We start from the raw sequence: 21,258 nt of genomic DNA, 5'->3' as shown, positions 1-21,258 counted from the left end.
CGGCAACCATCCGCGATCCGCGAAGGGACACCATGACCGCTCTCGTCGAGCGCCTCGACATCTCGGGCACCTACAACTTCCGGCAGGTCGCGCCCGCCGGCATCCGCCCCGGGCGCCTGTACCGCTCCGACGCCATCGCGCGCCTGGGCGACAGCGGCCGCGCGCAGCTGGCGGGCCTGGGCATCCGCCGGATCCTCGATCTGCGCACCGAGGAGGAGGTCACGCAGCACCCCGATGACGTCGACGCCGAGGTCGTCGAGGTCATCGCGAACCCGCTGTTCGCCGGGTCGCTGTCGTCGATGCTGCAGCCCGGGTTCGGTCTGCGGGACCTCTACCGCCTGCTGATCGAAGACACCGGACTCGCCATCGCCGAGGCGCTGCACCGCATCGTGGACGCCGACGGCGCCGTGCTCGTCCACTGCACGGCCGGCAAGGACCGCACCGGCATCGTCGTCGCTCTGGCTCTGGCCGTGGCCGGAGTCGACCGCGACGTGATCGTCGCGGACTACGCCAGCACCGAGGGGTTCCTCGCCGGGGAATGGGCCGAGGCGATGATCGCGCGGGTGCGAGGGTACGGTGTCGAGCCGAGCGTCGAGCTGACCGAGATCCTCGTCGGGAGCCCGGCGCCGGCGATCGAGCACGTGTTCACCCTCATCGATGACACGCACGGCGGGCTCGAGGTGTACCTCGACGGCATCGGATTCGGCGCCGACGCCCGAACGGCGCTCGCGGACGTGCTGCGCGAGGTCGACACGGCGGAGTGAGGCAGGGCGCCCGCGTCGGACCGCCGCGCGAGCCCGATGCGCCGCAATCCGGGCGAACCGCCACAATGGGACGATGAACTCCGCCGTGCCCGCGATGACCCAGATGCCGTCGCCGCAGTTCGTGATGTCGGCCGAGGGCCACCGCATCGCCACCTACACGTGGGGCGACCCCGACGCCGAGCCGGTGCTGTGCGTGCACGGCTTCGCGTCGAGCTGCCGGGACAACTGGGTCGCCACCGGCTGGGTGCGCGACCTCATGCGCGCCGGCTACCGCGTGATCGGCGTGGACCAGCGCGGCCACGGTGCGAGCGACAAGCCGCACGCACCGAACGAGTACTCGATGGACGCGTTCGTCTCGGACCTGCTCATCGTGCTCGACACGTATCTGCTCGACACGGTGCGGTACGTCGGCTACTCGCTGGGCGCCCGCGTCGGCTGGCAGTTCGCCGTCGACGCCCCGATGCGCGTCGAACGGGCCGTGCTGGGCGGCATCCCCGACGGCCGCCCCCTGGCGCGGCTGCAGATCGAGCAGGCCCGCGCCTACGCCCTCCACGGCGAGCCGGTCCACGATCCCGTCACCCGCAACTACGTCACCCTGGCCGAGCGTGTGCCGCACAACGACCTGCGCGCGCTGGTGGCGCTCGCCGAGGGGATGCGCCGCGGCGACGCCGATCCCGACCCCGACATGCCGCCGCGCCAGCGGATCCTGTTCGCCACCGGCACCGACGACGCCATCATCGAGCGGTCCCGGGGCCTTGCCGCGGCCACCCCGCGCGGGACGTTCGCCGAGATCCCCGGGCGTCACCACTTCAACGCGCCCGGGTCGCGCGACTTCCGGCGCATGGCGGTGTCGTTCCTCGGCAGCGAGTGATCGGCGGCATCCGGTCGCGGGGAGCGTCGGCGGGTGACGAAGCGCCGGTCGCGCCGTAGCCTGGCCTCATGCTCGTCGTCGGCGCCATCGTCATCAGGGTCGACGACCTCGAGCGCCAGCTCGCGTTCTGGACGAGCGCCCTCGACTACGTCGTCCGCGAGCCGCGCGGCGACGACTTCGCCCTCCTGAAGCCGAGGTCGGGGTCGGGGCCGAACGTGTCGCTGGACGCCGCGCCCGCCGAGCGCGTGCTGCCCCCGCGCATCCATCTCGATCTGTACGCCGAAGACCACGACGCCGAGGTCGCGCGACTTCTTCGCCTCGGCGCTGCGCGCGTGGAGTGGAGCCGGATGCCTCCCGACGCCGACTACGTGATCATGGAGGACCCCGAGGGCAACCGGTTCTGTGTCATCGACGCGACCGGGTGGCCGGGGTGGGAGCGCGTCGGAGCCCGCGAGTAGCGTTCCACCATGCCGATCGACCGAGAGCTCCTGGAGTGGATGCTCGACTCCGACCCCGCACTGCGGTGGCAGGTCGAGCGGGATCTCGCCCACGAGCCGCCCGTGATGTGGCGGGCGACACGCGCCCGCGTGCCCGACGAGGGGTTCGGCGCGGCGCTGCTGTCGAAGCAGGATCCTGACGGGCAGTGGGCGGGCGGCGCGTTCTTCCCCGCCGATTTCGACTTCCACGGCCCTGAGGCAGTCCCCGGCGCCGGCCAGCCGTGGACGGCGACGACGTGGTCCCTGAAGTCGCTGCGCGAGTGGGGCGTCGAGCCCGACCGCCTCGCCGGAACGGTCGAGAAGCTGCGCGCGAACTGCACATGGGAGTACGACGACCTGCCGTTCTGGGACGGCGAGGTCGACGCGTGCATCAACGCGTGGACGCTCGCGGCCGGTGCGTGGCTCGGCGCCGATGTCACGGGAATCGCGCAGTGGTTCGTTGACCACCGGATGCCCGAGGGCGGCTGGAACTGCGAATGGGTCGAGGGGTCGACGCGCGCGTCGTTCACGTCGACGCTGAACTCGATCGAGGGGATCCTCTTCTACGAGCAGGAGACGGGAGGCACGCCCGAGCTGCGCGCGGCGCGGAGGGCGGGCGAGGAGTACCTGCTGCGCCGCCGACTGCTGTACCGCGAATCGACCGGCGAGATGTTCGCACCGTGGGCGAAGCGGTTCGCCTACCCGTTCCGCTCGTTCTACAGCGCGCTGCACGCCGTCGACTACTTCCGCGCGGCGTCGCTGCACGATGGCACGGCGCCCGATGAGCGCATCGCCGACGCCGTCGCGGTGATCCGCGCGGCCCGGCGCGCGGACGGCACGTGGGAACAGGAGCGGCGGCATCCGGGCCGCGTGTGGTTCGAGATCGACGTCCCCGCCGGCGAGCCTTCGAAGTGGCTCACGTTCCATGCGCTGCGGGCGCTGGAGTGGTGGGATGCCGCGCACGCCGCGGTCGACGAACCGGCGGCCTGACCCGCACCGGGGTTCGCGGTCTGACCGGCGCTTCCTCGGCGCGACGTAGACTGGAGGGGTCCGTGCCGTCCGGCATCCGCTCGCTCCATCAGGACCCTCGTGACCTCCACCCCCGCCAGCCGCAGCTTCGACGTGCGCCACGTGCAGTTCGCCCGCGCGGCGTTCCTCGCGCTCGCGGCCGTCATGATCACGTTCTCGCCCGATCACTCGGCCGCCGTCGGCCTCGCCGTCTTCTCGGGCTTCGCGATCGCGACGGGACTCGTCCTGATCATCTCGCTGTGGCTGGTCTATCCCGCCGGCCGCCGCATGACGCCGGCGCTCCTGGGCGCCGCGACGCTCATCGCCGGAATGGCGGGCGGGCTCGAGCCGCTGCGCACCGTGACCGGGTACTTCGTGATCGTGATCGCGTGGGCTCTCGTCACCGGAGCGATCGAGGCGGTGTCGGGCATCCGCACGCTGCGCCTTTCGGGCCGAAGCATCGACCCCGCACGACCGTGGGAGCAGGATGCCGTCGCCGCGGCGTCGGCCGTTCCCCGCGGCGAAGCGCGCGACGGCGCGACGATCGGCATCCTGACTCTCGTGCTCGGGATCGCGCTCGCGCTCGTCCCGTGGGACTACTCGCTCGACTACACGATCGCCGAGGCGGGACAGTCGTTCACGCTCACCGGCGTCACGATCGGCGTCGGGATCTTCGGCGGCTACGCCGCGATCGCCGCCGTCTACTTCGCCATCGCCGGCTTCTCGCCGCGCCCCACCGAACCGCTCACCGACGAGGCGGCGGCACTGCCCGCCGCCGACCGCAAGGAACACCCGTGACTGAAGAACGTCCCTCCCGCCGCGACCTCCTCAAGCCCGTCCAGCTGCTCGGGCTCGCCTTCGGCGCGGCGATCTTCGCGGGCGTCATCACGCTCATCTCGATGGGGTTCTTCCAGCAGCGCGGCGACGCGATGAACGCGATCGTCGTCGCGCTGATCATCGCGGGCGTCTCGTTCATCGCCGTGCTCGTCATCGTCTCGCTGCTGCTGCTCGCGATCGACCCCTCGCAGCTGTCGAAGTCCGTCGACAAGCCCGTGCTGCTGCCCGACGAGGACGAGGGCACCGACGCCTCCGGCGACGCGAAGGGCTCCGACAAGGGCTGAGCCCCGAGGCTCCTCGGCCCTCAGCCCGCACCGGGCCTCTTCGGCGCGCAGCCGCACCGGGCCGCCGCGACACCCGCGTGAAGGTGGCAGGAATGGTGGTCTCGCATCTGCCCAAGCGACCACACGCGCCACCTCTTCTGCGTGGGCGTGGAAGAAGGTGGCGCGAATGGTCGTATCCGGCTGGGCGAGATGACCACGATCGCCACCTTTGCGGCGCGCGCCATGAGGGCGCGCCGCAGCCGGATGCTCCGGCTCCGAGGCGGAGCGGGGCTTCGCGACGCCGCGGCTCAGTCCAGCTCGTCGACCAGGGCGGAGGCCAGGCCCGCGTACGTCGCGGGCGTGAGGGAGAGCAGGCGCTCCTTGGCGGCGTCGCCGATGTCGAGACCCTGGACGAACTCGGCGAGCTCGGGTCCGCCGACGCGGCGGCCGCGCGTGAGGTCCTTCAGCAGGGCGTACGGGTCGCTGATCTGCGAGCGTCCCGCGGCGATCTCCGCGCGGACGACGGTCTGGATCGCCTCGGCGAGGACCTCCCAGTTCGCATCGAGATCGGCGTCCAGCACCGACTGCGCGAGAGCGATCTCGCCGAGGCCGCGCAGCAGGTTGTCCAGTGCCAGCAGCGAGTGGCCGAACGCGACGCCGATGTTGCGCTGCGTGGTCGAGTCCGTCAGGTCGCGCTGCATGCGCGAGGTCACGAGCGTCTGCGACAGCGTCGACAGGATGCCGCCGGAGATCTCGAGGTTCGCCTCGGCGTTCTCGAAGCGGATGGGGTTGATCTTGTGCGGCATCGTCGAGGACCCGGTGGCGCCCGCGACGGGGATCTGGGAGAAGAAGCCCAGCGAGATGTAGGTCCACACGTCGGTCGCGAGGTTGTGCAGGATGCCGCCGGCGTGCCGCACGCGGTCGTACAGCTCGACCTGCCAGTCGTGCGACTCGATCTGCGTCGTGAGGATGTTGAAGTCCAGCCCCAGGCCCTCGATGAACGTCCGCGACACCTCGGGCCAGTCGACGTCGGGGGCGGCGGCCAGGTGCGCCGACCAGGTGCCGGTGGCACCCGAGAACTTCGCGAGGAAGGCTCCGGTGGCGATCTGGTCGGCGACGCGGGCGAGGCGCCACGCGAACACGGCGAGCTCCTTGCCCATCGTCGACGGCGTCGCGGGCTGGCCGTGCGTGCGCGAGAGCATCGCGGCGTCGCGGTGGTTCACCGCCAGGTCCTTGATGGCCTCGATGACGTCGCGGAGCTTCGGGAGCCACACCTGCTCGACGGCGCGGCGGACGGTCAGCGCGTAGGCGGTGGAGTTGATGTCCTCGCTCGTGCATGCGAAGTGGGTGAGCTCCGCGATCGCGTCCAGGCCCAGCGTCGACAGGCGATCGCGCACGAGATACTCGACGGCCTTGACGTCATGGCGGGTGACCGCCTCCTTGTCGGCGAGCCAGTCGATCTCGGCCTGCCCGAACTCGAGGTAGAGCGCGCGCAGCCGCGCCTTGTCGTCGTCCGACAGCGGCGACGTGCCGAACAGCGAGCGGTCGGTGAGGGTGATGAGCCATTCGACCTCGACCTCGACGCGGGCGCGGTTCAGGCCCGCCTCGGACAGGTAGTCGGCGAGGGGCGCGACCGCAGCGCGGTAGCGGCCGTCGAGGGGGCTCAGGGGCTGAGGGGGGAGAGAGGTCACGGGACTCCCGTCGTGATTCGCGTCGCGGCGCGGCGATCGCCCGGCGTCACACCGCCGGACGGATCGCGGGTTCGAGCTGCCGGAAGAGCGCCCGGCACGCACCCTCGATCATACCGAGCACCTCGTCGAACATCCCGGGTCCGGCGTAGTAGGGGTCGGGGATGTCCAGCGTCGGCGGGTTGGGGTCGAACGACATCAGCAGCGCGATCTTGTCGGCATCCGACTCCCGGCGCGCCCAGCCCCGCAGGATCCGCTCGTGCGTGCGGTCGAGTGCGACGACGAGGTCGCTGCGGGCGAAGTCCTGCTGCGTGAACTGGCGGGCACGGTGGTGCGAGCCGTCGAATCCGCGGCGCGCAAGCGAGTCGAGCGTGCGCTGGTCGGCCTGCTCGCCCACGTGCCAGTCGCCCGTGCCGGCGCTCGTGGAGGACACCCGCGAACCGAGCCCAGCGGCGTCGGCGTAGCCCCGGAAGACGACGTCGGCCATCGGGGACCGGCAGATATTGCCCGTACACACGAACACCACACGAAACGGGTCGGCGGCGCTGGCGGTCATGACCTCCATTGTGTGCACGCCGAGGCCCCGGTGAACAGTCCGAGGTTTACCGAATCCCGCCCGCCGGCTCGTTTCCTCCCCAGGAGCGACCGCGCAGCGCATGCTCACAGGTCCGCCGCCCGGCTGCGAGGCGCCTGTGGAGCGGCAGGACGATGGCCGGCATGACTCTCAACCTGTGCTCGGACACCGCGGCGGCGGCGTTCGCCGCGCACCGTCTCGACGTCGTGCTGCGAGACCTCGACGCGGTCCTGGTCCGGCTGGCCGACGCGGGCCTCGAGGCAGGAAGCCTGTCGGCCGGCACGGACTGGTCGGCCAAGGCGGCGCGCGCCTTCCACGAGGCTGCCGAGACGTGGGCCGTCGAGGTCCGTGCCCTGGAGGATGCGGCGCTCGACCTGCGCACCGACGTGAGGATCGCCCGCGATCGCGCCGCCGCGGGCGGGGCGTGGTGTCGGTGAGCGCAGGGGATCCGCTCCAGATCACCGGGGGCGGTGCCGTCGCCGTCGACACCGGGACCCTGCGTCGCACCGCATCGCGCTTCGCGCTCGCCGCCGGGGAGCTCGACGCCGTGGGTGCGCGCCTCGGGCCGCTCGGGAACATGCTGCTCGAGCATCACGCGTTCGCGTGGGACGCGGCGTGCGCCGCGTCCGCCCTCGCCGCGCGGATTCGCGAGGCGGTGGCCGGGGCCGAGCTCATCGCCCAACGGCTGCGCGAGGCGGCGGCCGTCTACGAGCTCGTGGAGCTCAACGTCGAGCACCGGGCGGCGTTCTTCGCCGGCGATCACCGCGCCATGGCGCGCATCGACGCGCAGCGCGAGGCGCTCATCGCCCTCCACCCCGATGCGGTGTGGGATGCGCGCGAAACGGAGTTCGGCCGCGCGATCATGTGGCCGGGCGACCTCGTCCGCCAGGCGACCGAGGCGGGGGTGGACCTGGGCACGCTGTTCGGGCCCGAGGGCGGCGCCATCGGCGGCGTCGCGCTGGGCGGGGGCGCGATCCTCGCGACGGCGGTGACGGGGATCGGCGGCTTGGGCATCATCCCCCGTGAGGCCCGGCTGACCGGCGCCGTCCCGGCGGTGACCCTCGTCCCGACGACGCCGACGGCAGCGGGCTCGCCGTCGCCGCTCGGCCTCGCCGGCGCGGCGGAGCGCATCCCGCGCGACGGGGACGCGCGCGTCCGCGTGGAGAAGTACACGATGGCCGACGGGTCGAGGCAGTTCGCCGTGTACGTCGCCGGCATGCGGTCGGCGGGGATGGGCGGCCAGGACCCGTGGGACGGTCTGTCGAACGTCGAGCTGTACAGCGGACAGCGCTCGGCGTCGTATCAGGCGACGGTCGCGGCGCTCGAGTCGGCCGGTGCGCAGCCGGGGGACGTCGTGCATGCGTTCGGCCACTCGCAGGGGGCCATGGTCGCCTCGCGGATCGCGCTCGAGGGCGGGTTCGACACCCGCACCCTCGTGACGTTCGGCTCACCCGTCGATGCGGATGTCGGTCCCACGACTCTCAGCGTCTCGGTCCGTCACACCGACGACCCGGTCGTCGCGCTTGCGGGCGGAGGTCACATGGGGGCGGTGGGCAGCGACGGCTCGATGGTGATCGAGCGGGAGGCGCATCCCCAGGTCGGGCCCGAGGATCTGCTGGCCCCCGGGCACGATCTCGTCGGCTATGCAGACACCGCGGCCCACGTCGACGCATCGACGGATCCGCGCGTCGACGCGCTGCGCGACGTGTTCGGCGAGCTTCGCCACGCCACGCGGGTCGAGGCCTTCGAGTTCGGCGCCGAGCGCGGTGAGCCGGTGCGGCCCGCGCCGCCGCTCATGGGGTGAACCGCCCCGCCGCCGATGGGCTGCGGGTCGGCGGGACAGGCAGAACGCGCCTCCGCACCCGGGACCGGTGCGGAGGCGTCCGATGTCAGCGGAGGCTCAGTCCTTCTTGGGGCGCAGGATCAGGCCGAAGATCCAGTTGAGCAGCGAGATGATGATCGCCGCGACCAGGCCCCACCAGAAGTCCTCGACCCGAAGGCCCCAGTTCCAGAACTCGGTGATCCAGGCGGTCAGCCACAGCAGGAACGCGTTGATGACGAGGCCGATCAGGCCCAGGGTCAGGATGTACAGCGGGAACGCCAGCACCTTGATGACCGTTCCGATGATCGTGTTCACCAGCGCGAAGATGGCGGCGACGATCAGCAGGGTCAGCACCAGCTGCAGCGTCTCGCCCGGGGGGAACGCGATGACGGTCACCCCCAGAGCGGGGATCAGGGTGACGATCCAGATGGCGAACGCATTGATGACGACGCGGATGAGGAAGCCCATGGCCGGAAGTCTGTCACGCCATCGCCGCCGCGTGCGAGAACGGATGCGCGCATAGACTCGGGGGGTGGCTGAGGCATCCGATTTCCCCGTCCGCGTGCGTCCCGAGATCGCGGCGCTCCCGCCCTACAAGCAGGGCCGGCAGGCGGCGGCCGACGCGTTCAAGCTGTCGAGCAACGAGAACCCCTTCGAGCCGCTCCCCGGTGTCGTCGATGCCGTGCAGGCGGCCACCGCCTACAACCGGTACCCCGATGCGACCGCGGGGCGCCTGCGCGAGTCCCTCGCCGAGCGGTTCGGCGTGACGATCGACCACGTCCACATCGGCGCGGGAAGCGTGTCGATCCTCACCCAGCTGGTGCAGGCCACCGCCGGCGCCGGCGACGAGGTGATGTTCGCGTGGCGCTCGTTCGAGGCGTACCCGTGGCTGGTCGTGCTCGCGGGGGCGACGCCGGTGATGGTGCCGCTCGCCGAGGGTGCCCGCCACGACCTCGATGCGATGGCGGATGCCGTGACCGACCGCACGCGGGCGATCATCGTGTGCAGCCCCAACAATCCCACCGGCCCCGTCGTCACCCAGGCCGAGTTCGACGCGTTCGTGGCGAAGGTGCCGTCCGACGTGCTCATCATCCTCGACGAGGCGTACGCCGAGTTCGTCACCGACCCGGAGGCCGTGGGCGGGCTGCGCGAGCTCGGGGCGCCCAATCCCGACAACGTCGTGGTCCTGCGAACCTTCTCGAAGGCGTTCGGGCTGGCAGGGCTCCGCGTCGGCTACGCGATCGGACACCCACGCGTGCTCGACGCCGCACGCAGCACCGCGATCCCGCTGTCGGTGACGGGGCAGGCCGAGACCGCGGCCCTCGCGAGCCTCGAGGCCCAGGCCGAGCTGGAAGAGCGCGTCGCGGTCGTCGCCGAGCGCCGCGACCGGCTCGCCGCGGCCCTGCGCGCCCAGGGATGGGCCGTCCCCGAGGCCCAGGGGAACTTCGTGTGGCTGTCCACGGGCGCCGAGACCATCGAGATCGCGGATGCCTTCCACGACGGCGGCCTGGTCGTCCGGCCGTTCGCCGGCGAGGGCATCCGGGTGTCGGTCGGCGAGGAGGAGTCTGTGGAGAAGGTCCTAGCGGTCGCAGCATCCATTGTCGAAGACCTCCCAGAGGGGCACGCGGCGAGGGGCTAGCGTGGAGGAGTGACCCCAGCGGCTCCCATTGAAGACCCGCGCCTGGTGCGCGTGCTCGCCGCGGACGGATCGTTCGCGCCGACGCCCGCCGCCGAGCGATATCTCGACCTCATCGACGGCCTCGGCGAGGCCGAACTCGGGGGTCTGTACCGCGATATGGCGGTCATCCGCGCCTATGACCGGCAGGCCACCAATCTGCAGCGGCAGGGCCAGCTTGCGCTGTGGCCGCCGAGCCTCGGCCAGGAGGCGGCTCAGGTCGGATCCGCCCGCGCCGCGCGGCCGCAGGACCACCTGTTCCCGTCGTACCGCGAGCACGTCGTCACCCGCATCCGCGGTGTCGACGGGATCGACATCATCCGCCTGATGCGCGGCCTGACGCACGGCGGGTGGGACCCGACCGATCCCAAGAACGGCAACACGCACATCTATACGCTCGTGCTCGGCGCGCAGACGCTGCACGCGACCGGGCTCGGCATGGGGCTCGTGTTCGACGGGCGCTGCGGGACCGGCGACCCCGAGCGCGACGAGGCTGTCATGGTCTACTACGGCGACGGCGCGTCGAGCCAGGGTGACGTCCATGAGGCGATGGTCTTCGCCGCGAGCTACCGCACGCCTGAGGTCTTCTTCCTGCAGAACAACCAGTGGGCGATCTCGGTGCCGGTGGAGACGCAGTCGCGTTCGCCGCTGTACCGGCGCGGCGACGGCTACGGCATGGAGTCGATCCCGGTCGACGGCAACGACGTGCTGGCCAGCTACGCCGTGACGCGGCTCGCGCTCGACGAGGCCCGCGCCGGCGACGGCCCCCGGGCGATCGAGGCGATGACCTATCGCATGGGCGCCCACACCACCAGCGACGACCCGACGAAGTACCGCACGTCCGACGAGGAGGCCGGCTGGGCCGGGCGCGATCCGATCGACCGCATGGCCGCGTATCTCCGCTCGCGCGGCGCCGGGGACGATTTCTTCGCCGGCGTGGACGCCGAGGCGGCCGCGGTCGCCGACGACATACGCATGCGCACCAACGAGCTCGACGGCCTCGAGCGCGACACGATGTTCGCCCACGCCTACTCCGAGCCGCACCCGCGCGTCGATGAGCAGCGGGCGTGGCTCGCCGACTACGAGGCGTCCTTCGACGGGGGGGGTGCGGCATGACCGCCACGACCGTGACGACGATGCCCTTCTCCCGCGCGCTCAACGCCGGGATGCGCAAGGCCATGACCGACAGCGACCGGGTCCTGCTCATGGGCGAGGACATCGGCCGCCTCGGCGGTGTCTTCCGCGTCACCGAGGGGCTGCAGGCCGAGTTCGGCGAGCAGCGCGTGCTCGACACGCCGCTGGCCGAGTCGGGCATCGTCGGGACGGCGATCGGGCTGGCGATGGCCGGCTTCCGGCCCGTCATCGAGATCCAGTTCGACGGGTTCGTCTTCCCCGCCTTCGACCAGATCACCTCTCAGCTGGCGAAGTTCACCAACCGTCACGAGGGCGCGGTGTCGATGCCCGTCGTCATCCGCATCCCCTACGGCGGTCACATCGGCGCGGTCGAGCACCACCAGGAGAGCCCCGAGGCGTACTTCGCCCACACACCGGGTCTGCGTGTCGTGAGCCCCTCGACCCCGAACGACGGCTACTGGATGATCCAGGACGCGATCGCCTCGGACGACCCGATCATCTTCCTCGAGCCGAAGGCGAAGTACTGGATGAAGGGCGAGGTCGACACCGCCGCCCGCGCCCTGCCGCTGCACGCGAGCCGCATCGTGCGCCGCGGCACCGACGTCACGCTCGTCGGGCACGGCGCGATGGTGCATACGCTGCTGCAGGCGGCCGCGCTCGCCGAGTCCGAGGGCACCAGCTGCGAGGTCGTGGACCTGCGCTCGCTGTCGCCGGTGGATTACGGGCCGATCCTCGAGTCGGTGCGCCGCACCGGCCGCATGGTCTACGCGCAGGAGGCCCCCGGCAACGTCTCGGTGGGCAGCGAGGTCTCGGCGACCGTCATGGAGCAGGCGTTCTATGCGCTCGAGGCTCCGGTGCTGCGGGTGTCGGGCTTCGACGTGCCGTTCCCGCCCGCCAAGCTCGAGGGCGTCTACCTGCCCGACCCCGACCGCATCCTCGAGGCCGTCGACCGCGCCCTCGCCTACTGATCCGGGAGATCCCATGAGCACGCAGACATTCGTCCTCCCCGACGTCGGCGAGGGCCTGACCGAGGCCGAGGTCGTGTCCTGGCGGGTCGCCCCCGGCGACACCGTCGCGGTCAACGACGTCCTCGTCGAGATCGAGACCGCGAAGTCGCTGGTCGAGCTTCCCTCGCCGTTCGCCGGCGTCGTCGGCGAGCTCATCGCGGCCGAGGGCACCACGGTCAACGTCGGCGCCCCGATCATCACGATCGAGTCCGCGGCGACGGCGTCCGCTCCCGCGACCGTCGGGCAGAGCGAGCACGGCGCGCCCCCCGAGCCGGCGGCGGGTGAGGGCGCCGTCCTCGTCGGCTACGGCAACGCCGGGGCCGTCGCCTCGCGGCGGAAGAAGCCGGCGGCCTCGCCCGTCGAGCGCGTCGCGAAGTCGGTCGGCGTGGTCGCCAAGCCGCCGATCCGCAAGCTCGCGCGCGACCTCGGCGTCGACCTCGGCGCGGTCGCTGCGAGCGGCCCGGCCGGAGAGGTCATCCGCGAGGACGTGCTGCGGCACGCGCAGCAGGCGTCGGTGTTCCGCAATATCGAGACGCCGGCGTGGAGCGAGGTGCGCGAGGAGCGCATCCCGGTCGCGCCCGACGTCGCCGCGACCGCCGTCGCCCCCGTCCAGGCCGAGGCGCCGTCGCAGCTGGCGGCGTCGGGCCGCGAGGAGACGATCCCGGTCAAGGGCGTGCGCAAGGCCGTCGCCAGCGGCATGGTCAAGAGCGCCTACACGGCGCCGCATGTGTCGGTGTGGACGGATGTCGACGCCACGCGCACGATGGAGCTGGTCAAGCGCCTGAAGGCGTCGCCGGACTTCGCCGACATCCGCATCTCGCCCCTGCTGATCATGGCCCGCGCCGTCATCTGGGCGGTGCGTCGCACGCCGCAGGTCAACGCGGCCTGGATCGACACCGAGGACGGCGCAGAGATCCGCGTGCGCCACTTCGTCAACCTGGGCATCGCGGCGGCGACGCCGCGCGGCCTGCTCGTGCCGAACATCAAGGACGCCCACACGCTGTCGACACGTGAGCTGGCCAAGGCCCTCGAGAACCTCACCCGCACGGCCCGTGACGGCAAGACACCGCCGGCCGACCAGCAGGGCGGCACCATCACGATCACCAACATCGGGGTGTTCGGGATGGACGCAGGGACGCCGATCATCAACCCGGGCGAGGCCGGCATCGTCGCGATGGGCGCGATCCGGCAGAAGCCGTGGGTCGTCGACGGCGAGGTTCGGCCCCGCTGGGTGACGACGGTGTCGGGCTCGTTCGACCACCGCGTCATCGACGGCGACGGCATGAGCCGTTTCGTGGCCGACGTCGCCTCGGTGCTCGAAGAGCCTGCGCTGCTGCTCGATTGAGGTCCGGGCCCCGGCCGATCGCGCAGCGTCAGACCGGCGGTGCCTCCGCGCGGCGCTGCGCGAGCGAGTCGGGGACGATGCTGCGTGGCCGCGGAACGACCATGACGACGGCGACGGTCGCGAGGCCCCCGAGCGTGCCGGCGAGCATGTCTGTCATCGTGTCGTGCAGTCCGCCCTGCGCGACGGTGCCGACGAGGGCGTCGCTGGCGTACTCGCAGATCTCCCACGCGGCGGCGAAGGCCATCGGGGTCATCGCGGTCACGGTCAAGGCGAACCATCGCGGCGAAGGCGCTTCGCTGCGCTCCTCGGCCCGGCGGACGAGCAGCAGCCCGAGCCAGGCAAGCAGCACGCCCGAGTCGGCGTGCACGATGGTGTCCCAGTTCGGGAACGCGCGATAGAGGCTCAGAGCGCTGCCGGCGAAGGCGCCCGCCGTGAGGAAGATCAGGAAGTGCACCTGGAAGACCAGCGGCAGCGTCGTGCGGAAGACGAGCTCGGCGAGGGTGGGCGTCCACAGCGCGATCACGAGCAGTGCGACGAGCCACGGCTGGACGGGGGCGCCGGCGAGCCCCAGGACGGCGGCAGCCACCACGTAGCCGATCTGCAACGGCAGGGCCCGCAGCGCCGACCGGCCCAGATGCGCGGCCGGGGGGAGCGCGCTCGACGCGTCCGCGCGGGTCATGCGCACACCATAGCGGGGGTGCGACACCGGTTCCATGCCCGGGCCGGACGCGTGCCCGCTCCGGGTGCACGCGAGATCACCGGAGCATGTCGTGAAGTTGAGAATCATTATCGATAACACGTACGATGGATGCATGACCTTCGCTCGACGTGCTCTTCCCGTGCTCGGCCTCGCCGCGGCATCCGCCATCGTCCTCGCCGGCTGCGCCGGAGGGGAGGGCGCGGACGCGGGCGGTGCCGACGACGGCATCACCGTCGTGACCTCGACCAACGTCTACGGCGACATCGCGGAGCAGGTCGCGGGCGGTCTCGTCGAGGTGACGAGCATCATCGAGTCCGCATCGATGGACCCGCACTCCTTCGAGGCCAGCGCCGCCGATCAGCTGACGGTCTCGCAGGCCGACCTGATCGTCGCCAACGGCGGGGGCTACGACAGCTTCATGGACGCCATGATCGAGTCCACCGGCACCGAGGCGCACGTCATCACCGCGTCCGAGCTCTCGCACGCGTGGCCCGGAGCGGAGTCCGGGGACGACCACGCCGACGAGACATCCGCGGACGACCACGACCACGTCGAGGGCTTCAACGAGCACGTCTGGTACGACCCCCACACGATCGAGGCGGTCGCCGAGGCGGTCGCCGCCGAGCTCGGCGAGCTGCAGCCCGAGAACGCCGACGCCTTCGCCGCCAACGCCGACGCGTTCGCCGCCGAGCTCGCGGGCCTCGAGGGCGACCTCGACGCGATCTCGGCTGCGCACGCCGGTTCCGGCGTCTTCGCGACCGAGCCGGTGGGGCTCTACCTGCTCGAGGCGGCGGGCCTGGTGAACCTGACGCCGGACGCGTTCAGCGAGGCCGTCGAGGAGGGGCAGGACGTTCCCCCGGCCACGCTGCTGGAGGCCCTGACGATCCTGCGCTCCGGCGATGTCGCGCTCGTCGTGGCCAACAGCCAGACCGGCGGGGCCGAGACGAACCAGGTCATCGACGAAGCGGATGCCGGAGACATCCCGGTCGTGGAGTTCACAGAGACCCTGCCGGACGGCCAGACTTACATCTCGTGGATGCAGGCGAACATCGACGCGATGAGCGAGGCGCTCGCAGCGTGACCGACGAGCCCGTTCTGCAGATCAGCGGCGCCGGACTCCACCGCGGCGACCGCGAGCTGTGGAGCGGGCTGGACCTCGACGTCGCGCCCGGTGAGCTGATCGCCGTGCTCGGCCCGAGCGGCTCGGGCAAGACCACGCTGCTGCGAGCGATCCTCGGTCTGGAGCCGTTGAGCTCGGGCACGGTCACCGCGCTCGGGGAGCCCGTGCGCCGCCGCGGCAGCCGGCGCGTCGGATACATCCCGCAGCAGCGACCGCTGCCGCGGGAGACCGCGCTGCGCGGCCGCGACCTCGTCACCCTCGGCGTCTCGGGTCACCGGTTCGGTCTGCCGATCCCGCGCCGCGACGACGCCGAGCGCGTCGACCGGCTGATCGCCGCCGTCGGCGCGACCGACTACGCCGACCGGCCCGTGGGGCTCCTCTCGGGCGGCGAGCAGCAGCGACTGCGGGTCGGGCAGGCCCTCGCCGACAACCCGCGCCTGCTGCTGTGCGACGAGCCGCTGACGAGCCTGGACCTGGCGAATCAGCGCGCGGTGATGAACGTCATCGACCAGCATCGTCGTCATGCCAAAGCGGGCGTCCTGCTGGTCACCCACGACATCAACCCGGTGCTCGGCATGGTCGACCGCATCCTCTACCTCGCCGGCGGCCGCTTCACCCTGGGCAGGCCCCACGAGGTGCTCACGTCGGCGGTGCTCAGCGATCTGTACGGCGCTCCGGTCTACGTCCTCGAGGCGGGCGGCCGGCTCGTGGTCGTCGGCGCGCCGGATGCCGAGGAATCCCATCACCACCACGACGAGGACCCGGCATGAACTGGAGCGACATCGCCGACGCGATGTTCGGCGGGATCCCGGTCTACGGGCAGATCCTCGCGCTCGTGTCGAACTCGGTGTGGGCGGGCGCCGTGCTGGGTCTGGTGGGCGGGTTGATCGGGGTCTTCGTCATGCAGCGCGACATGGCCTTCGCCGTGCACGGGATCAGCGAGCTGTCGTTCGCGGGAGCCGCTGCGGCGCTGCTGCTGGGCTTCGACGTCGTCACCGGTTCGATCATCGGCTCGGTCATCGCGGCGGGGCTGATCGGCTGGCTCGGCGCGCGAGCGCGCGAGCGCAACTCGATCATCGGCGTGCTGATGCCCTTCGGCCTGGGCCTGGGCATCCTGTTCCTCTCGCTGTACAGCGGGCGCAGCGCCAACCGATTCAGTCTGCTGACCGGACAGATCGTGTCGGTCCAGTCCGACCAGCTCGGGTGGCTCATCGCGATCGGAGCCTTCGTCCTGGCGGGCCTCGTCGTCATCTGGCGCCCGCTCCGGTTCGACTCGCTCGACCCGCAGGCAGCGGCCGCCCGCGGGGTGCCCACCACCGCGGTGTCGCTGACCTTCATGCTGCTGCTCGGCCTCATCGTCGCCGTCGCCGTCCACATCATCGGGGCGCTCCTGGTGATGGCGCTCGTGGTGACGCCGGCCGCCGCCGCGATGCGCGTGGCCACGGGGCCGGTGACGGTGCCGCTGCTCGCGGCGGTCTTCGGGCTGGTGTCGGCGGTCGGCGGCATCCTGCTCGCGATCGCCGGCACGCTGCCGGTGAGCCCGTACATCACGACGATCTCGTTCGTGATCTACCTGGTCTGCCGGGGCATCGGGTCGCGGCGCGGCCGGTTCGCCCCCGTCGCCGAGAGCGCGTGAGCGCGCGGGGGTTCCCAGGGACCGGTGGGGAGCGCGCGGGTAGACTCCCGCGCATGGCCCAGCGGAACACGTGGCAGCGCGAGCGCGTGCGCGAAGCCCTCGCCGACGCACGCGGGTTCGTCAGCGCGCAGTCGCTGCACGCGACGCTGCGCGGCGAGAACACCGGCATCGGACTGGCGACGGTCTACCGGGCCCTCGCGGGGCTCGCCGCACAGGGCGAGGCCGACTCGCTGCAGAGCCCCGAGGGCGAATCGCTGTACCGCGCGTGCCAGAGTACGGGACACCACCATCACCTCATCTGCCGGTCGTGCGGGCTGACCGTCGAGATCGCGGCCACCGACGTCGAGGAGTGGGCGCGACGCACCGCCGCGACCCACGGCTTCCGCGACGCCGAGCACGTCGTGGACATCTTCGGTTTGTGTGAGCGCTGCGCACAGATCCAGGACGGCGAGAGTGACGAAGACTGACCCGTACCGCACCGCGCGTCTCGAGCCGTCGCGGAGCGCGCGGGCGACGCTGTGGCTCGGGGTCGGGGCGGCGGTCATCGCGGCGCTGTTCCTGATCGACTGGCTCGCCCCAACGCTGTTCCCCGAGGCTCTGCCCACGCGCGCCCAGGACGGGCTCACGCTCGCCATCAGCGTTCTGATCGAGTCGCTGCCCTTCATCGCGCTCGGCGTCGTGCTGTCGATCGTCGTCCAGGTCTGGGTGCCCCCCGGGGTCCTCGAGCGATGGCTGCCGCGGTCGGGGTGGGGGCGCCGCGCGGTGCTGTCGATGCTCGGCATGCTGATCCCGGTGTGCGAGTGCGGAAACGTCCCCTTCGCGCGCGGCCTCCTGATGCGCGGCTTCAGCGTGCCCGAGACGCTGACGTTCCTGATCGCGGCGCCGATCGTGAACCCGATCGTCATCATCACCACGCACGCGGCGTTCGGCTTCGACGACGGCATCCTCGTCGCGCGCATCGTCGGCGGCTGGCTCATCGCCAACCTGATCGGCTGGCTGTACAGCCGGCACCCGTCGCCGGACGCGCTGCTGACCGAGCGGTTCCGCGACACGTGCGACATCGTCACCCATGAGCCGGGCGGCCGCTGGCGTCGCAGCCTCGCGCAGTTCGTCATCGAGCTGAGGGCCGTCATGCCGGCCCTCGTGATCGGCTCCGCCATCGCCGGCGCCGTGCAGGTGCTCGTGCCGCGTCAGGTCCTGCTCGAGATCGGATCGAACCCGGCGCTTTCGATCGTGGCCATGATCGCCCTGGCGATGGTGGTGTCGATCTGCTCGAACGTCGACTCGTTCTTCGCGCTGTCGTTCGCCTCGACGTTCACACCCGGATCGATCGTGGCCTTCCTGCTGGTGGGACCGCTCGTGGACGTGAAGATGCTGGCCCTGCTGCGCACGACCTTCACGACCCGCACGCTGACCGGAATCGTCATCGTGGTCGTGCTGACCGGCTTCGCCATCGGAGCGGGGGTGAACCTCCTTGTCTAGAACCCACGCGCTCGCGACGCGCTGGCTGGGCGTCGGGCTGTCGACGGTCCTCGCGGTCGTCACCATCGCCCTGGCCCTCACCGGGCGTCTCGGGCTCTACATCAATCCCGAATCGTCGTGGTTCGCCGTCGGGATGGCGGTCGTCCTCGTCATCGGCGCCGTCGCCTCGTTCCTGCTGCCGCTGGGGGCCGAGGAAGACCATGGTCACGACCACGGCGACGGTCACGACCACGGCGAGGCTCACCGGGAGCATCCTGTGGCCGCCGTCGCCACCGGCGTGGGCGGAGTCATCGCCTCGGGGGTCGTCGTGCTCATGCTGGTGCTGCCGCCGACGTCCCTGTCGGCGGAGCTCGCCGTGGCGCGCGACGTCGGCGCGGCCCCGCTGTTCGCCGGCGCGGACGCGGTGAATCTGGCCTCGACCGGCGACACCGCGACCTTCGGCGTGGGGGAGTGGTCGGCGGTGTTCGCCAGCACCACCAACCCCGAGGCCTTCGACGGCGCCCCCGTGGAGCTGACCGGCTTCGTCACGCCCGGCGAGGACGGGGACTTCGATCTGACGCGGCTGGTCATCACGCACTGCGTCATCGACGCGCAGCCGGCGACGCTCCCCGTCGTGGGCGGCGACGTGTCCGAGACCGGGCAGTGGGTCACCGTCACCGGCACGGTGCGATCGAGTTCGGACGGCCGGCTCGCCATCGACGCGTCGAGCGTCGAGGTCATCGACGAGCCCGAGGACCCGTATGAGTACTGAGGCCCCGACGCGGCGCTCGAGCGCGCGCAAGCGTCAGGGGCGTGCGTTCGCGGGTGCGTTCGCTGTCGTCGTGGCGGTCCTCGCCGTCATCGGCGTCGCGGCGGCCGCGACCAGCGTCGCCCTCGGGCCCCGTGTCACCGACGTGTCGGTCGACCCCGAGGCGGCGGTCGCGGCATCCGGGTCACGCGTCATCTTCACCACGACGCAGTCGCTCGCCGAAGTCGACCCCGCGCAGGTGACGATCACCCCCGAGACGCCGTTCGCCGTCGACACGTCGGGCCGCACGGTCGGCGTGCGGTTCGGGCTCGCGCTGCGCGAGGACACCGAGTACACGGTCCGCATCGACGATGTGACCGGCGTCGGGGGCGGGCCCGCGACCACGATCAGCGAGACGTTCCGCACCGCCGGCGCCGAGATCTTCCTGCTGCAGCGCGGCGGTGACGGCGCCGACGACACGATCTTCGCGTCGGGGATCGACGGCGAGAGCGCCGTGGCCGTGTTCACGCACGAGCACATCGAGGACTTCCGGGCGACCGCCTCGCACCTCGTGGTCTCGGTGCTGGGGTCCGACGACACCGCGGCGCTGATCGTCACCGCGCCGGACGGCTCGGGCGCGCGCGAGCTGCCCCTTCCCGGCGACGGCTACGTCACGAACCTGCAGGCGGCCGACCGGGGCGAGCGCATCGGCTACACGTACTCCGACCGCACGCTCACCGCCGATTCGGGGCTCGAGTCGATCCTCTTCACCGCGTCGCTCTCCGACGCCGCAGCCGATGCGGAGCCGACCCGGATCGAGCCCGACGGCGTGGACTCGCGCGTCGCCGAATGGCGGTTCGTGCCCGACACCGACAGCGTGCTGATGCTCACCTTCGACAGCACGCTGCTGCTCGCCGACGCCGAGGGCGCGAATCCCACGACCCTCGGCACCGCCGTCTCGATCGACGGCATCGCCGGAACCGAGGCGATCGTGGAGCGCATCGAGGGCTCGATCGTGATCGATCTCGCCGACGCCTCGGAACAGCCGCTCGTCGAGGCGGAGCCCACGTTCGGCATCCAGGGGGACGTGACCCCGGTGCCCGGCGGCGGCACGCTTCGCACGATGTCGATCGTGGGTGACGACGGTCTTCCCGAGCGCTCGGCGGTCGCTTTCGTCGAGGACGACGGGACGGCGCGGCTCGTGGCCGAGGCAGAGGCGGGCGATGCCGTGCTCGGCACGTGCGTGTCGCCGAGCGGGCGGTATCTCGCGACGCTCGTGGCCCCCGACGCGGTCGACAACCCCTACGACCGGTATCTGCTGCCGCTGCCGGCACGCGTCGAGACGCGCGTGACCGAGATCGACGACGGCGCGGAGGTCGTGGCGCTGGCGGGCTCCGACATCTCGTGGTGCCGGGTGCCCCCGCGTTGAGCGATGCGCTGCGGCCGGCGGCGCGCGACGACCTGCTCGCGCTGCCCCTCGAGGTGGCGCCGCGCCTGCTGGGCGCCGTCCTCACGGTCGCCGTCGACGGCGGCGAGGTCGCGGTGCGCCTGACCGAGGTCGAGGCCTACCACGGGCTCGGCACGGGACCGGTGCCCGATCCCGGATCGCACGCGCGCAGGGGCCGCACGGCCCGCAACGCCACGATGTGGGGCGAGCCGGGCCACCTCTACGTGTACCTGAGCCATGGCATCCACTCGTGCGTGAACGTCGTATGCGGTCCCGAGGGTGTCGCCGGCGGAATCCTGCTGCGCGGCGGCGAGATCATCGAGGGAGCGGATGCCGCGGCGAGCCGCCGCCGGGCCGCGCGGTCACCGCGAGAGCTCGCCCGGGGCCCGGGGCGGCTCGGGGATGCTGTGGGGTTGCGGCATCCGATCCACGACGGCCTCGACGCCGTCACGGGCGCCGCGCAGGCGGGCGCCACGGCGCGCCTGGCACTGCGCGACGAGCCCCTGCACCGCATCGCATCGGGGCCCCGGGTCGGCGTGGCCGGCCACGCCGGGACCGGTGCGTTCCCCTGGCGCTTCTGGATCCCGGGCGACCCGACGGTGTCGGCGTTCCGCTGGGGCCGCGGCGCCGGTCCGGTGCGCTGAGCGGGTGCGCACCCCTGTCAGCGCAGCGTCGTGACCGC

The 21,258-nt window shown here is 71.9% G+C and carries 24 protein-coding genes; 20 read left to right on the top strand and 4 right to left on the bottom strand.

Features of this window, described 5'->3' with window-relative positions; all coding sequences use genetic code 11:
- Positions 1-32 precede the first annotated feature (32 nt).
- From P0L94_13800 to P0L94_13775, 6 genes are all read left to right on the top strand, one after another.
- Positions 33-764 (top strand): tyrosine-protein phosphatase, encoded by a 732-nt coding sequence (locus tag P0L94_13800; protein ID WES63532.1) that lies wholly within the window; start codon positions 33-35, stop codon positions 762-764.
- Between the two features lie 73 nt (positions 765-837).
- Positions 838-1,635 (top strand): alpha/beta hydrolase, encoded by a 798-nt coding sequence (locus P0L94_13795; GenBank protein WES63531.1) that lies wholly within the window; start codon positions 838-840, stop codon positions 1,633-1,635.
- 68 nt (positions 1,636-1,703) lie between these two features.
- Positions 1,704-2,093, top strand: a complete 390-nt coding sequence (locus tag P0L94_13790) for a VOC family protein (protein ID WES63530.1) — start codon at positions 1,704-1,706, stop codon at positions 2,091-2,093.
- Between the two features lie 9 nt (positions 2,094-2,102).
- The gene (locus P0L94_13785) at positions 2,103-3,101 is read left to right on the top strand and encodes a hypothetical protein (GenBank protein ID WES63529.1); all 999 of its coding nucleotides are present in this window, start codon (positions 2,103-2,105) and stop codon (positions 3,099-3,101) included.
- A 99-nt stretch (positions 3,102-3,200) separates the two neighbouring features.
- Positions 3,201-3,917 carry a hypothetical protein gene (locus P0L94_13780; protein ID WES63528.1) on the top strand — a complete coding sequence of 239 codons (717 nt, stop codon included), beginning with the start codon at positions 3,201-3,203 and terminating at the stop codon, positions 3,915-3,917.
- Positions 3,914-4,240: a hypothetical protein gene (locus P0L94_13775; protein WES63527.1), complete on the top strand. Its 327-nt coding sequence runs from the start codon at positions 3,914-3,916 to the stop codon at positions 4,238-4,240. The genes P0L94_13780 and P0L94_13775 overlap by 4 nt, the downstream gene beginning before the upstream one ends.
- 287 nt (positions 4,241-4,527) lie before the next feature.
- Here the strand turns inward: P0L94_13775 and purB are convergent, their stop codons facing one another.
- Both purB and P0L94_13765 read right to left on the bottom strand, forming a co-directional pair.
- Positions 4,528-5,910 carry an adenylosuccinate lyase gene (gene purB / locus P0L94_13770; GenBank protein ID WES63526.1) on the bottom strand — a complete coding sequence of 461 codons (1,383 nt, stop codon included), beginning with the start codon at positions 5,908-5,910 and terminating at the stop codon, positions 4,528-4,530.
- A gap of 46 nt (positions 5,911-5,956) precedes the next feature.
- A complete protein-coding gene (locus P0L94_13765; protein WES63525.1) occupies positions 5,957-6,463 on the bottom strand; it encodes a low molecular weight phosphotyrosine protein phosphatase in 507 nt (168 codons plus the stop codon).
- A 161-nt stretch (positions 6,464-6,624) separates the two neighbouring features.
- Between P0L94_13765 and P0L94_13760 the strand changes: the two genes are divergently transcribed.
- A complete protein-coding gene (locus P0L94_13760; GenBank protein ID WES63524.1) occupies positions 6,625-6,918 on the top strand; it encodes a hypothetical protein in 294 nt (97 codons plus the stop codon).
- On the top strand, positions 6,915-8,285 hold the full coding sequence (locus P0L94_13755) for a hypothetical protein (GenBank protein WES63523.1): 1,371 nt from the start codon (positions 6,915-6,917) through the stop codon (positions 8,283-8,285). Before P0L94_13760 ends, P0L94_13755 begins: the two co-directional genes overlap by 4 nt.
- 96 nt (positions 8,286-8,381) lie before the next feature.
- On the opposite strand, the gene P0L94_13750 is transcribed toward P0L94_13755, so the two are convergent.
- Positions 8,382-8,771 (bottom strand): phage holin family protein, encoded by a 390-nt coding sequence (locus P0L94_13750; protein ID WES63522.1) that lies wholly within the window; start codon positions 8,769-8,771, stop codon positions 8,382-8,384.
- A 64-nt stretch (positions 8,772-8,835) separates the two neighbouring features.
- On the opposite strand from P0L94_13750, the gene P0L94_13745 reads away from it, so the two are divergent.
- From P0L94_13745 to P0L94_13730, 4 genes are read left to right on the top strand one after another with little or no spacing between them, the layout of a single operon-like run.
- The gene (locus P0L94_13745) at positions 8,836-9,942 is read left to right on the top strand and encodes a histidinol-phosphate transaminase (GenBank protein ID WES63521.1); all 1,107 of its coding nucleotides are present in this window, start codon (positions 8,836-8,838) and stop codon (positions 9,940-9,942) included.
- Positions 9,943-9,951: 9 nt separating this feature from the next.
- The gene (locus P0L94_13740; protein ID WES63520.1) at positions 9,952-11,094 is read left to right on the top strand and encodes a thiamine pyrophosphate-dependent enzyme; all 1,143 of its coding nucleotides are present in this window, start codon (positions 9,952-9,954) and stop codon (positions 11,092-11,094) included.
- Positions 11,091-12,080, top strand: coding sequence for an alpha-ketoacid dehydrogenase subunit beta (locus P0L94_13735; GenBank protein WES63519.1), 990 nt, complete (start codon positions 11,091-11,093; stop codon positions 12,078-12,080). The genes P0L94_13740 and P0L94_13735 overlap by 4 nt, the downstream gene beginning before the upstream one ends.
- A gap of 13 nt (positions 12,081-12,093) precedes the next feature.
- A complete protein-coding gene (locus tag P0L94_13730; GenBank protein WES63518.1) occupies positions 12,094-13,464 on the top strand; it encodes a dihydrolipoamide acetyltransferase family protein in 1,371 nt (456 codons plus the stop codon).
- 28 nt (positions 13,465-13,492) lie between these two features.
- Here P0L94_13730 and P0L94_13725 read toward each other — a convergent pair whose 3' ends face one another.
- A complete protein-coding gene (locus P0L94_13725; protein ID WES63517.1) occupies positions 13,493-14,143 on the bottom strand; it encodes a hypothetical protein in 651 nt (216 codons plus the stop codon).
- Positions 14,144-14,276: 133 nt separating this feature from the next.
- Here P0L94_13725 and P0L94_13720 point away from each other — a divergent pair, with 133 nt between their 5' ends.
- Genes P0L94_13720 through P0L94_13685 form a run of 8 tightly spaced genes read left to right on the top strand, consistent with a single transcriptional unit; the run spans position 14,277 to position 21,220 of the window.
- Positions 14,277-15,245, top strand: coding sequence for a zinc ABC transporter substrate-binding protein (locus tag P0L94_13720; protein WES63516.1), 969 nt, complete (start codon positions 14,277-14,279; stop codon positions 15,243-15,245).
- Positions 15,242-16,054: a metal ABC transporter ATP-binding protein gene (locus P0L94_13715; protein WES63515.1), complete on the top strand. Its 813-nt coding sequence runs from the start codon at positions 15,242-15,244 to the stop codon at positions 16,052-16,054. Before P0L94_13720 ends, P0L94_13715 begins: the two co-directional genes overlap by 4 nt.
- A complete protein-coding gene (locus P0L94_13710; GenBank protein WES63514.1) occupies positions 16,051-16,920 on the top strand; it encodes a metal ABC transporter permease in 870 nt (289 codons plus the stop codon). The genes P0L94_13715 and P0L94_13710 overlap by 4 nt, the downstream gene beginning before the upstream one ends.
- Positions 16,921-16,973: 53 nt before the next feature.
- Positions 16,974-17,387 carry a transcriptional repressor gene (locus P0L94_13705; protein WES63513.1) on the top strand — a complete coding sequence of 138 codons (414 nt, stop codon included), beginning with the start codon at positions 16,974-16,976 and terminating at the stop codon, positions 17,385-17,387.
- Positions 17,374-18,402, top strand: coding sequence for a permease (locus tag P0L94_13700; protein WES63512.1), 1,029 nt, complete (start codon positions 17,374-17,376; stop codon positions 18,400-18,402). Before P0L94_13705 ends, P0L94_13700 begins: the two co-directional genes overlap by 14 nt.
- On the top strand, positions 18,395-19,153 hold the full coding sequence (locus P0L94_13695) for a TIGR03943 family protein (GenBank protein WES63511.1): 759 nt from the start codon (positions 18,395-18,397) through the stop codon (positions 19,151-19,153). The genes P0L94_13700 and P0L94_13695 overlap by 8 nt, the downstream gene beginning before the upstream one ends.
- A complete protein-coding gene (locus P0L94_13690) occupies positions 19,143-20,558 on the top strand; it encodes a hypothetical protein (protein WES63510.1) in 1,416 nt (471 codons plus the stop codon). Before P0L94_13695 ends, P0L94_13690 begins: the two co-directional genes overlap by 11 nt.
- Positions 20,555-21,220 carry a DNA-3-methyladenine glycosylase gene (locus tag P0L94_13685; protein WES63509.1) on the top strand — a complete coding sequence of 222 codons (666 nt, stop codon included), beginning with the start codon at positions 20,555-20,557 and terminating at the stop codon, positions 21,218-21,220. The genes P0L94_13690 and P0L94_13685 overlap by 4 nt, the downstream gene beginning before the upstream one ends.
- Positions 21,221-21,258 lie beyond the last annotated feature (38 nt).

The organism is Microbacter sp. GSS18 (genome assembly GCA_029319145.1).
Classification (GTDB): Bacteria; Actinomycetota; Actinomycetes; order Actinomycetales; family Microbacteriaceae; genus Microbacterium.
Note: the sequence above shows the minus strand (reverse complement) of the source record. Positions and strands in the feature narration are given on the sequence as shown.

What these genes read in the sequence shown, in the direction of transcription:
- P0L94_13800 (WES63532.1), top strand. Translation starts at nt 33, where the DNA reads ATGACCGCTCTCGTCGAGCGCCTCGACATCTCGGGCACCTACAACTTC.
- P0L94_13795 (WES63531.1), top strand. Translation starts at nt 838, where the DNA reads ATGAACTCCGCCGTGCCCGCGATGACCCAGATGCCGTCGCCGCAGTTC.
- P0L94_13790 (WES63530.1), top strand. Translation starts at nt 1,704, where the DNA reads ATGCTCGTCGTCGGCGCCATCGTCATCAGGGTCGACGACCTCGAGCGC.
- P0L94_13785 (WES63529.1), top strand. Translation starts at nt 2,103, where the DNA reads ATGCCGATCGACCGAGAGCTCCTGGAGTGGATGCTCGACTCCGACCCC.
- P0L94_13765 (WES63525.1), bottom strand. Translation starts at nt 6,463, where the DNA reads ATGACCGCCAGCGCCGCCGACCCGTTTCGTGTGGTGTTCGTGTGTACG.
- P0L94_13760 (WES63524.1), top strand. Translation starts at nt 6,625, where the DNA reads ATGACTCTCAACCTGTGCTCGGACACCGCGGCGGCGGCGTTCGCCGCG.
- P0L94_13750 (WES63522.1), bottom strand. Translation starts at nt 8,771, where the DNA reads ATGGGCTTCCTCATCCGCGTCGTCATCAATGCGTTCGCCATCTGGATC.
- P0L94_13735 (WES63519.1), top strand. Translation starts at nt 11,091, where the DNA reads ATGACCGCCACGACCGTGACGACGATGCCCTTCTCCCGCGCGCTCAAC.
- P0L94_13730 (WES63518.1), top strand. Translation starts at nt 12,094, where the DNA reads ATGAGCACGCAGACATTCGTCCTCCCCGACGTCGGCGAGGGCCTGACC.
- P0L94_13725 (WES63517.1), bottom strand. Translation starts at nt 14,143, where the DNA reads ATGACCCGCGCGGACGCGTCGAGCGCGCTCCCCCCGGCCGCGCATCTG.
- P0L94_13720 (WES63516.1), top strand. Translation starts at nt 14,277, where the DNA reads ATGACCTTCGCTCGACGTGCTCTTCCCGTGCTCGGCCTCGCCGCGGCA.
- P0L94_13710 (WES63514.1), top strand. Translation starts at nt 16,051, where the DNA reads ATGAACTGGAGCGACATCGCCGACGCGATGTTCGGCGGGATCCCGGTC.
- P0L94_13705 (WES63513.1), top strand. Translation starts at nt 16,974, where the DNA reads ATGGCCCAGCGGAACACGTGGCAGCGCGAGCGCGTGCGCGAAGCCCTC.
- P0L94_13690 (WES63510.1), top strand. Translation starts at nt 19,143, where the DNA reads ATGAGTACTGAGGCCCCGACGCGGCGCTCGAGCGCGCGCAAGCGTCAG.